Origin of the sequence: Streptomyces sp. NPDC058246 (genome assembly GCF_042881985.1) — a bacterium.
GTDB lineage: Bacteria > Actinomycetota > Actinomycetes > Streptomycetales > Streptomycetaceae > Streptomyces.
Genome location: NZ_JBHVWZ010000016.1, coordinates 184,752 through 195,473, shown reverse-complemented (window position 1 = coordinate 195,473; position 10,722 = coordinate 184,752). Strand labels below are relative to the sequence as shown.

The window sequence follows — 10,722 nt, the reverse complement described above, 5'->3', positions numbered from 1 at the left end:
CTCAGACGCGGCGTCGATCGTAACCACGGCACACCGCACCGACGGCGGTTATCGCCTGAACGGCCAGAAGGCGTGGATCTCGAACGCGGGCGAGGCCGAGCAGTACGTCGTCTTCGCCAAGACCGATCCGACCCGGCGCGCCGCCGGGGTCTCCGCGTTCCTGCTGCGCAAGGACACCGAAGGCGTCTCCTTCGGAGAGCCGATGCGCAAGATGGGGCAGCGCGCCATCGTCTGCCGCGAGATCTTCCTCGAGAACGCCTACGTCCCCGAGGAGCACCGGCTCGGAGCGGAGGGCGCGGGGTTCCACGGGCTGATGCGGACCTTCGACATCTCGCGCGCGGTGCTGGGCGCGGCCGCGACAGGGGTGGCGCGCGCCGCGTACGAGTACGCGCGCGACTACGCCCGGGAGCGGCGGCAGTTCGGCAAACCGATCATCGAGCACCAGGCGGTGGCGTTCCGCCTCGCCGACATGCGGACGCGCGTGGAGCAGGCCCGGCTGATGACCTGGCGGGCCGCGAAACGCCTCGACGCCGGTCTGCCCGCGACCGCTGAGGCGGCGATGGCCAAGCTGACGGCGTCCGAGACCGCCGCGTACTGCACCTGGGCCGCCGTCCAGACGCTCGGCGGCTGGGGCTACTCACGGGAGTTCCCGGTGGAGCAGTGGATGCGCGACGCCAAGCTGGAGGAGATCGAAGAGGGCACCTCGGACATCATGCGGCTCGTCATCGCGCGGAGCCTGTGATGGGCGACGCGGTCACCGGCGGCGAGGCGCTCGTCCGCGCCCTGTGCGGCCACGCCGTGACCCGGGTCTTCGGCATCCCCGGGACGCACAACCTGGAGATCTACCGCCACCTGTCCGCGTACGGCATCCGGCACACGCTGACACGCCACGAGCAGGGAGCCGGGTACGCCGCCGACGGGTACGCGCGCGTGACGCATCGCCCGGGGGTCGTGATCACGACGACCGGACCCGCGCTGCTGAACGCGGCGGCGGCCGTCGGGCAGGCCTACTCGGACAGCGTGCCGCTGCTGGTCGTCTCCCCGGGGATGCCGCTGCGCCATCCGCGCCTCGCGACCGGTCTGCTGCACGAGACGCGCAGTCAGACCGAGGCGCTGCGGGGTGTCGCCGCGTTCAGCCACCGGGTGTCGTCGGTCGCCGAGATCGACGCGGCCGTCGCCCGGGCCTTCACGCTCTTCCGTACGCGGCGACCGCGGCCGGCGCACATCGAGGTGCCGCTCGATGTGCTGGAGGCCACCGAGGAGACCGGTCCGGTGCGCATCACCCCCCGCGTCGCGCCCCTGGCACCCGCCCCGGAAGCCGTACGGGACGCCGCCGAGGCCTTGCGCGGCGCACGCCGGCCGGCGATCGTGCTCGGCGGCGGGGCTCGCGGCGCGGCCGCCTCGTGCCTCGCTCTCGCGGAGGAACTGGGCGCTCCCGTCGTCACGACCGCCAACGGCAAGGGGATCGTCCCCGAGACGCACCCGCTGTCGCTCGGCGTCTCCCTGCACAGCCCATCCGTCCAGAAGTGGTTCTGCGAGCGTGACGCCGTCCTCGCCGTCGGCACCGAACTCGCCGAGTCCGACCTGTGGTCCCCGCCTCCCACCCTGAACGGCGCGCTGATCCGGGTCGACCTGGACCCGGACCAGATGTACGCGGGACTGCCCGCGGACATCGACGTCGTCGGCGACGCGCGTGTCTCCCTGAAGGCGCTGCTTTCCGAAGTCCGGTTCCACGCGCGCGTGGAACCGGGCGTCCGGGCCCACGCCCGCGGAGAGACGGACGTACGGGCGCACGCGCGCGTGCGGGACGACGAGGACGCCGCAGTGCAGGCGGGCGCCCTGCGAGCCGCCCGCGACGCCGAGACCACCGAACGCGACGCCCGCTGGATCCCGTACCTCCGGGCGATCCGTTCCGTCCTCGCCGACACCGCGGTCATCACCTCGGACAGTGCCCAGTGCTGCTACTACGGCGCGCTCCCGCACCTCCCCCTCGGCCCCGCGGGCCGCTATCTTCACCCGACCGGCTTCGGCACGCTCGGCTACGCGCTGCCCGCGGCGATCGGCGCCAAGGTGGCGCGTCCGGATCGCCAGGTGGTGGCGCTGAGCGGGGACGGTGGCCTCCAGTTCACGGTTCAGGAGCTGGCTACCGCGGCACAACTCCAGCTCCCGCTGCCCGTCGTGGTGTTCGACAACGGCGGCTACGGCGAGATCCGCGACGAGATGGCCGCCCGGGGCGACGACCCGACGGCGGTCGACCTCGCGCCGGTCGACCTGCCCGCTCTGGCGCGCGCCTACGGAGGGCAGGGCACGCGCGCGTGCGGCCCGGGCGAGCTGGCCGCCGCGCTCACCGAGGCACTGCGCACCCCCGGCCCCACCCTGATCGCCATCCCCGAGGAGACCCCATGACCGCGCCCCTGATGACACTCACCTGGACGGACCATGTCACCGGTCGCCAGGGCTTCCTCGTCGTCGACCGGCTCGTACGCGGCGTCTCCAGCGGCGGTCTGCGGATGCGGCCCGGCTGCACGCTGGAGGAGGTCGCCGGACTCGCCCGCGGCATGACCATGAAAGAGGCCCTGCACTACAACCCCGAAGGCCGCTACATCCCCCTCGGCGGCGCCAAGGGCGGTATCGACTGCGATCCTCAGGACCCGGCGGCGTACGGCCTCCTGGTGCGCTATCTGCGCGCCATGCGCCCGCACATCGAGAACTTCTGGACCACCGGAGAGGATCTCGGTCTCACCCAGGACCTGGTCGACCGGGCCGCCGAGGAGGCCGGCCTCGTCTCGTCGATCCAGGCCGTGTATCCGCTGCTCGACGACGAGGCGACGGCCCGGCAGCGGCTCGCGGACGCCTTCGCGGTCGAGGTGGACGGCATCGGTCTCGACGAGCTGGTCGGCGGCTGCGGAGTCGCCGAGTCGGTGCTGGCGACCCTGGACCGCGCCGGGGTGGCGTACGCCGGGACACGCGTCGCCGTGCAGGGACTCGGCACCATGGGCGGGGCCACGGCACGCTTCCTCGCGCGCGCGGGGCTCAAGGTGGTGGCCGTCGCCGACATCAAGGGCACGATCGCGAACCCCGAGGGACTCGACGTCGACGCGCTGCTCGCCGCCCGCGACACCTACGGGACGGTCGACCGCTCGGCGCTGCGCCCCGCCGACCGTGAACTCCCGGGCGACGCCTGGCTGTCCGCCGAGGCGGAGGTGCTGGTGCCCGCGGCGGTCTCGTACGCGATCGACGCCGTGAACCAGCGTCGGATCACCGCCCGCTGGATCGTCGAGGCGGCCAACATGCCCGTCCTGGCGGAGGCGGAGGAGCTGCTCGCCGCGCGCGGGGTCACCGTCCTTCCGGACGTGGTGGTCAACTCCGGAACGAACGCCTGGTGGTGGTGGACGCTGTTCGGCGACATCGGCGCCGACGCGGACGAGGCGTTCGCGTACACGCGGCGCTCCATGCGCGCCCTGATCGACCAGATGCTGGCCCGCGCGGAGGCGGACGGGACGACCGCACGGGCCGCCGCGCACGCCATCGTCACGGACCGGCTGCCGGTGATCGCGGAGCGGTTCGGGTGGTACAGATGACGGACGACAGCCCGCTGTCAGCCCTCTTCGACCCGCGTTCGGTGGCCGTGGTGGGGGCCTCCGACAACCCCGCGAAATGGGGCTACTGGCTGGCGAAGGGCGCCCTCTCGGGCCGAGACCGCCGGGCGGTGCATCTGGTGAACCGGCGCGGTGGCCGCCTCGACGGCGTGCCCTTCCGGCCGGATCTGGCCGGCCTGCCCGAGGTGCCCGAGCATGTCGTCGTCGCCGTGCCGGCCCCGTTCGTACGCCCCGTCGTCGCCGAGGGGCTCGCCGCGGGCGCCCGCTGTTTCACCGTGATCACCTCGGGCAGCGGCACGGCCGACGAGCACGCGCTCGCCGAGCTGGTGACCGCCTCCGGAGCACGTCTGCTCGGCCCCAACTGCATGGGGATCGTCGACACGACCACGCGCCTTCGGCTCAGTTGGGGTGAGTTCCCGGAGGGTGCCGTCGGCCTGGTCTCGCAGAGCGGGAACCTCGCCCTGGAGATCGGCCGTCTCCTCGCGCGCGCGGGACAGGGCTTTTCACGTTTCGTCTCGCTGGGGAACCAGCGCGACATCGACGCGGCCGACGCCCTGGAATCCCTGATCGCCCATGGGCCGACGCGTGTCATCGCGGCGTACGTCGAGGACTTCCGCGACGGCCGCCGCCTGGCCCGCGCGCTCGCCGCGGCCCACGCGGCGGGCAAGCCGGTACTCCTGCTGACCGTCGGCCGAAGCCCCGCCTCCGCGGGTGCCGCCGCCTCACACACCGGTGCCCTGGTCAGCCCGTACGCCACGGTGGCCGCCGTGTGCCGGGAGGCGGGCGCGCTGTTGCTGGAGTCGGCCGGTGAGCTGGTGGACACGGCGGTGTGCCTGCTGTCGGGGGTCACCGCCCGCGGGGGCGCCGGACCGTTCCGCGTCGCCGTCGTCGGTGACAGCGGCGGCCAGGGGGCTCTCGCCGCCGACGCGTTCACCGTCCGCGGACTCGACGTGCCGGAGCTGTCCCAGCGGACGAGGAGGGAGGTCACCGCCCTACTGTCGCCGGGCGCCGGATGCCGCAATCCCGTCGACCTCGCGGGCGCGGGCGAGGCCGATCTCGGCACCTACGCGCGCGTGGCGCGCGCCCTGCTCCTCGGCGGGGACGCCGACGCCGTCGTACTGACCGGGTACTTCGGGGACTACGCGAGCGCCGACCCGGCCCAGACGGCGCGCGAGTGCGAGGTCGCCGGCGAACTCGCGGACGCCGCGCGCGAGTCGGGCCGGGCGCTGCTCGTGCACACCATGGCCCGCGACACTCCCGCGCTCGCCGTACTGCGCCGGCGCGGCGTCCCGGTGTACGAGCGTGTGGAGCAGGCGGCCACGGCGCTCTCCGGGGTCGCGCGCGTCACCGCCCCCTGCGGGAACCCGGCGACGACACGGGAAGCCCCGTACCGCGTCCCCGACGGCACCTACGAGACCGTCCGCGAACTCCTCTCGTCCTACGGACTCGCCTTCCCCGCGGCCCGGTTCGTCACGACGGCCGACGAGGCCGTGGAAGCCGGGCACCTCGTCGGCTACCCACTGGTGCTCAAGGCGATGGGCCTGGCGCACAAGACGGAGGCGGGCGGAGTGGCCCTCGGGCTCGGCGACGCGGACGCGCTGCGCGCCGCGTTCCGGCGGATGAGGGCCGCCACCGGCGCGGAGCGCTACGCCGTGGAGGCCATGGCGACGCCTCCGTACGCCCATGAGCTGATCGTCGGCGTACGCCGGGACCCGGCCTTCGGACCCGTCGTGCTCGTCGGCCTCGGCGGGGTCACCGCGGAGCTGCTGGCGGACACGGCGCTCGCCCTGGCGCCGTTGACCGAGGCACGCGCGCGTGCCCTGCTTTCGGAGCTGCGGCACGCGCCGCTGCTGAGCGGCTGGCGCGGCGCGCCGCCCGTCCATCCGGAGGCTGCCGCGGCCGCCGTGTGCGCCGTCGCCCGAGCCGCCGCCGAGCACCCCGAACTCGCCGAGCTGGAGGTCAATCCGCTGCTCGTGCACCCTGGGGGCGCGATCGCCCTGGACGCCCACGGAGTCATGGCGTAGGGCTGCCACTCCTTGGAGGGGGTGGCAGCCGTGGCCCCGGTGGCCTCGTCAGCCCTTTTCGCGGCGGGTCCGCGCGCCCGCCGCGTAGAACGCGAGACCGATGCCCACGAACAGCGTCAGCGGCACCACTTGGCTGAGCGTGTACCGCAGTCGCTGCCCGGCGAAGGACGCCGGCAGTGCGTCCGCGGCGCTGCCCGCCGTGCCGAACCAGCCGACACCGAAGCCGGGCCAGATCAGCACCACCACGGTGAAGGCGACGAAGGCGGTGGCCAGCGCGCTCACCAGCCGGACCCCGAGGCGCCCGCCCGGCACGGAGTACGGCCGGGGTACGGAGGGGTACTTGCGACGCAGCACGGCGAGGCTCGGGAAGGTGATGACGTACGAGATGAAGGTGGTGCAGATGGTCAGGCCGAGGCCCGCCGCGAAGTACTTCTCGCCGTCGCCTCCGGTGAGGTTGAGGGCGACCACGAAAAGGAGGGAGGCGAGGATCGCGGAGAGCAGGTTCACGCGTACCGGCGTGCCGTGCTTCTCGGAGATGTGCCCGAGCCAGGCCGGCCCCGCGCCGTCCGCGCAGGCCACCGCCTGGGCGCGGTGGGCGCCCATGGCCCAGGTGACGCCCGAGGTGAGCAGACCGATGATGAGTCCGGCCGCCGCGACGCCGCCGAAGACCGCGCCGGCCCCGGTGAGGTGGACCGTCCCGTCCGCGGCGATGGATCCCCCGTAGACGGTGAACACGGCCTTGCAGGCGTCGATGAAGCCGCCGAGGCTGCCGATCCGCTCGCCCGGCAGGACGAAGAGGATGCCGAGGATGGGGCCGCCGTAGAGCAGCAGGGCGGCAAGCCCCGAGCGCAGGATGGAGAGCGGGATGTCGCGCTTCGGGTTCGTCATCTCCTCCGCCGCCGAGCTGGGCAGTTCGAAGCCGACGTAGTTGAAGATCAGGACGGGGACGAGCGCGACGAAGCCCGCGTAGGTGGGCGCGAAGTCCCCGGCCGGCAGGGTATGGACGCCGTGCCGGGTCGCGTACACGACCACCGAGACGAGGAAGAAGCCGAGCAGCACGATCCGGGCCACGGCTCCGGCGATCGGCACCCATTTGCCGATCCGCACCGACTGGACGACGGCGAGGGCGCCGCCCCAGATGAACAGCAGCCCGGCCGCGTATTTCCACCCGCCCGGCAGCGGTGTGAAGAACTCCTCCCAGGTCGTCAGCGCGATGATGCACAGACTGCCGCCGACCCACACGGGGTTCTCAACTCCTCATCTTCAAGCACGATTTAGTGAGCGTAACCTTGATCAGGTGAGCGCTATGAGCATGGTGTGAATCTGACGGAGTGGGCAAAGAGGCAGGGTGTGCATCCGCAGACCGCGTATCGCTGGTTCCGTGAGGGGACGTTGCCGGTACCGGCTCAGCGGGTCGGGCCGCGCACGATCCTGGTGAACATCGAGGCCAACACCGCGCCGGAAGCTGTCGGCGGCCTGGGCTTGTATGCCCGCGTGTCCTCCCATGACCAGAAAGACGACCTTGAGCGTCAGGTGGCCCGGTTGTCCGCGTGGGCGGCCAGGGCCGGTCACAAGGTGGTGCGGGTCGAATCGGAGATCGCATCTGGCATGAACGGCGCCCGCTCAAAGGCGAAGCGGCTGCTGGCCGATCCGGACGTGACGACCGTGGTGGTTGAGCACAAAGACCGTCTCGGCCGGATGAACGTCGAACTCGTCGAAGCGGCCCTGTCCGCGACCGGCCGTCGCCTCCTGGTCCTCGATGAAGGCGAAGTCGAAGACGACCTCGTGCAAGACATCATGGACGTGCTGACCTCGTTCTGCGCCCGCCTGTACGGCCGCAAGTCGGCGAAGAACCGCGCCCGCAAGGCGTTGGAGGCCGCCGAGAATGGCTGACTCCCAACTCCGCACCATCGCCGATCCGTTCGTCGCCCTCGGACCGTCCGGTGTCGCGATACGTGACCGGCTCAAGCACCTCACCACACAGGATGAGAAGGTGTTGCGCCTGGTGGGCGCGCATCTCGGGTCGCTCGCGTCGAAAGACCTCAAGACCCGGTGCGCTGACGGCCTGGAGCACTCCACCGAGACGTGGGCGGCCCGTAAGCGGGAGCTGACGTCCGCCTCGTCGTCGCGCTGGGCAGGTTCGATCACGAAGGCCACGCACGACCAGTGGGCCTTGTCCAGGCGCGGGCAGGCCGCGTACATCCAGTCTCTCGAAGCAGGCATCAAGACGATCGCGCACCGCCTGTCCCAGCCGATCGGCGAGAAGGGCACCAAACGTGCTCCCGGCGGTTATCGGTCCGCGCACGAGTGGTTCCACAAGACGCGCCGTCTGCATGCCCTCGAAGCTCGGCTCGACCAAGTTCGGGCCGACCGTGAGGCCGGCCGCGTGCGTGTAGTACGTGGCGGTAAACGTCTGCTGGGCACCCGCCACAACCTTGACCAGGCCCAGCTCACTCAGGCGGAATGGCGTGAGCAGTGGGAAGCGGACCGCTGGTTCCTCGCCGCCGATGGCGAGTCCGGCAAACGCTTCGGTAACGAGACGATCCGCATCACTCCCGATGGTGAAGTGTCGATCAAACTCCCGGCGTCGCTCGCCGAGCCGGCGAATGCCAAGCACGGCCGGTACGTCCTCGCCGCGAAAGTGTCCTTCCCGCACCGTGGGCAGGAGTGGGCCGACCGTGTGGAGGCGAACCGGGCCGTGGCCTACCGCATCCACTACGACGTGCAGCGCGGACGCTGGTACGTGACCGCCTCGTGGCAGATCCCGCCGGTCAAGACCATCCCGATCGAAGCCGCCCTCGCGCACGGCGTGATCGGAGTGGACACCAACGCCGACCACCTTGCGGCCTGGCGGCTGGACGAGCACGGCAACCCGGTCGGGCAGCCCCGCCGCTTCTTCTACGACCTGTCCGGCACCGCCCAGCATCGTGACGCGCAGGTCCGGCACGCGCTGTCCCATCTGCTGAACTGGGCCAAGACCTGCGGCGTCAAGGCCATCGCCGTCGAAGACTTGGACTTCACCGCGGAGAAGACCCGTGAGAAGCACGGCCGACGAAGGAAGTTCCGGCAGTTGATCTCCGGTATGCCGACCGGGAAGTTGCGGGCCCGGCTTACGTCGATGGCCAATCAGACCGGCATCGCGATCATCGCTGTCGATCCGGCGTACACCTCGAAGTGGGGTGCGCAGCACTGGCAGAAGCCCCTGACCAGCAAGAACCGTAAGACCAGCCGTCACGATGCCGCAAGCATCGCGATCGGCAGGCGCGCCCAGGGACATCCGATCCGGCGACGGACGGCACCGCCCCGCGACGACCAGAGTGATCGTCGTGGGCATCGGACCGTCCAGGCCCGACCGGAGGCCCTTGAGTGTGAGGAACCCCGCCCCCACGTTCCCGGACCACGGACACGATCCGTTGATGCCGGACGCGGAGCGAACGCGGGGAACCAGAACGCCCACAACCGCTCGGGGCGTTCGGCTGAGCATGGGTTCTGGCAACAGGACTCACTCCCGCTCAGCCTTTAGGAACGGTTGGATATCCAGTACAGAAGCTGGTTGACGCCGGCCGTCAGCCGTCCGAAGGCGAGGCGCGTCCAGACGTACGGGCCGCCCTGGACCGGGAAGGCGGAGCCGAGTTCGGCGACGAGCAGGCCGTACGGCAGGAAGAAGGCCAGCGCGAGGATCGCCATCCACGTCAGGCCCTGCGGGCCCTGGGCGGCGACCGAGCCGATCGTGTCCAGGCCGACGAGGGTGCAGATCAGGAAGAACAGCACATCGAGTCGGCGCAGATCCCTGCGCAGCCGGGAACGCTGCTCGCCCCAGCCCTCGGAGAGATCCGGGGCGTCGGGCTCGGGCCGGGGCTTCGGGGTGCTCGGTGCTTGGGTCACGGGCGGACTCCTGCGGCGGTACGGGAGGTACGGACTGGGCACACACGCCTTGACGCTCTACTACTGACTGAACGAGCAGTCAGTAGTGGCGGTACTGTGGTCCGCGCCGAGCGGCGCTGTCAAGGGGTCGTGGGCGGCTGTCGCGCCCGATGGTCGCCGCGGTCGTCGCCGCCCTCTCGGTCGGCGCACGGCGCCTGTCGGAGCGGCTGTGTAGGGTTGCCGCGTGGCGAGAGTGCGGTTGAGCGTGGCGGAGCGGCGCGAGGAGTTGCTGCGGGCCGCCGTCGAGCAGATCGAGGCGCGGGGCGTGGCGGCGGTGCGGATCGCCGACGTGGCCTCGGCGCTCGGGGTGAGCAACGCGCTGGTGCTGTACCACTTCTCGACGAAGGAGAAGCTGGTCGCCGCCGCGTTCACGTATGCGGCGGAGGACGACCTCGCCCATCTGCGCAAGCTGCTCGGCCGCCGTACGACGGCGCTGCGAAGGCTCCGGGCCGCCGTGCGCTGGTACGCGCCGACCGGGCAGGCCAAGGGCTGGCGGCTGTGGATCGAGGGCTGGGCGGCGGCGCTGCGCGAGCCCGCGCTGCGGGAGGTCACGCGCGACCTCGACAAGCAGTGGAAGGCCGCGCTCATCGAGGTGATCGCGGAGGGAGTGGCCGCGGGCGAGTTCCACTGCCCCGATCCCACGGGGGCGGCCCTGCGACTGACGGCGCTGCTGGACGGTCTCGCCGTCCAGATGACCGCCTACGCGGGTGCGGTGTCGCGGGCTCGGACCCACGAGTGGGTGGACGAGGCACTGGCGCGCGAACTGGGGCTTGAGCGGGCGGCGTTGGTGGCGGCCGTACGCTGACCCACGGGTCTCGGCCGGCGCCGGTTGGAGCAGGAGCGGCGCGCCCCGGCTGGATCAGGAGCGGCTCGCCCCAGTGGGATCAGGCGCCCTCCGCGCCTGCCGGCGTACGCCCTGTTCGCGCCTCCGCCCCGAATCGAGCGGAGTGCGCCCCGCCTGCGGCCCCTGTCGGGATGTGGGCCCCCTCCCCACCGCCGCTCCCGCATGGTCACCTCACCGGTGGAGCCGGCGCCGCGTCCCCTGGCGACGGCTCGCGCCACCGGCCCGGGGATGGGGGGGGAGAGGATGCGCGAAGGCGCGGCCGGGGGGGGGGGGGGCGGAAAGGCCCCGGCGGGGGTACGGCGGACGGCGGGGCGACGCCGGGGGGGCGACG

Annotated in this window: 8 protein-coding genes and 1 pseudogene; 7 read left to right on the top strand and 2 right to left on the bottom strand. The window is 72.1% G+C overall.

Annotated elements, in window-relative coordinates; translation table 11 throughout:
- The 4 genes from ACFVXA_RS23895 to ACFVXA_RS23880 all read left to right on the top strand — a co-directional run.
- The coding region (locus ACFVXA_RS23895) for an acyl-CoA dehydrogenase family protein (RefSeq protein ID WP_390026430.1) at positions 1 to 742 on the top strand (742 nt) is incomplete at its 5' end.
- Entirely contained in the window at positions 742 to 2,406 is a 1,665-nt protein-coding gene (locus ACFVXA_RS23890; protein WP_390026428.1) for a 5-guanidino-2-oxopentanoate decarboxylase, read from the top strand. The genes ACFVXA_RS23895 and ACFVXA_RS23890, both read left to right, overlap by 1 nt.
- Positions 2,403 to 3,581, top strand: a complete 1,179-nt coding sequence (locus ACFVXA_RS23885; RefSeq protein WP_362020291.1) for a Glu/Leu/Phe/Val dehydrogenase dimerization domain-containing protein — start codon at positions 2,403 to 2,405, stop codon at positions 3,579 to 3,581. The genes ACFVXA_RS23890 and ACFVXA_RS23885 overlap by 4 nt, the downstream gene beginning before the upstream one ends.
- Positions 3,578 to 5,623 carry an acetate--CoA ligase family protein gene (locus ACFVXA_RS23880; RefSeq protein ID WP_390026426.1) on the top strand — a complete coding sequence of 682 codons (2,046 nt, stop codon included), beginning with the start codon at positions 3,578 to 3,580 and terminating at the stop codon, positions 5,621 to 5,623. Before ACFVXA_RS23885 ends, ACFVXA_RS23880 begins: the two co-directional genes overlap by 4 nt.
- Positions 5,624 to 5,671: 48 nt before the next feature.
- Here ACFVXA_RS23880 and ACFVXA_RS23875 read toward each other — a convergent pair whose 3' ends face one another.
- Entirely contained in the window at positions 5,672 to 6,865 is a 1,194-nt protein-coding gene (locus ACFVXA_RS23875; RefSeq protein ID WP_384395826.1) for an APC family permease, read from the bottom strand.
- Positions 6,866 to 6,940: 75 nt separating this feature from the next.
- Between ACFVXA_RS23875 and ACFVXA_RS23870 the strand changes: the two genes are divergently transcribed.
- Both ACFVXA_RS23870 and ACFVXA_RS23865 read left to right on the top strand, forming a co-directional pair.
- Entirely contained in the window at positions 6,941 to 7,516 is a 576-nt protein-coding gene (locus ACFVXA_RS23870) for an IS607 family transposase (RefSeq protein ID WP_384395829.1), read from the top strand.
- A pseudogene (locus tag ACFVXA_RS23865) lies at positions 7,509 to 9,146 on the top strand (IS200/IS605 family accessory protein TnpB-related protein). The gene ACFVXA_RS23870 and the pseudogene ACFVXA_RS23865 overlap by 8 nt, the downstream one beginning before the upstream one ends.
- On the opposite strand, the gene ACFVXA_RS23860 reads toward ACFVXA_RS23865, so the two are convergent.
- A complete protein-coding gene (locus ACFVXA_RS23860; protein ID WP_362020279.1) occupies positions 9,143 to 9,508 on the bottom strand; it encodes an amino acid permease in 366 nt (121 codons plus the stop codon). The pseudogene ACFVXA_RS23865 and the gene ACFVXA_RS23860 sit on opposite strands and share 4 nt — an antisense overlap.
- 223 nt (positions 9,509 to 9,731) lie before the next feature.
- Here ACFVXA_RS23860 and ACFVXA_RS23855 point away from each other — a divergent pair, with 223 nt between their 5' ends.
- Positions 9,732 to 10,352 (top strand): TetR family transcriptional regulator C-terminal domain-containing protein, encoded by a 621-nt coding sequence (locus tag ACFVXA_RS23855; protein WP_362020276.1) that lies wholly within the window; start codon positions 9,732 to 9,734, stop codon positions 10,350 to 10,352.
- Positions 10,353 to 10,722 lie beyond the last annotated feature (370 nt).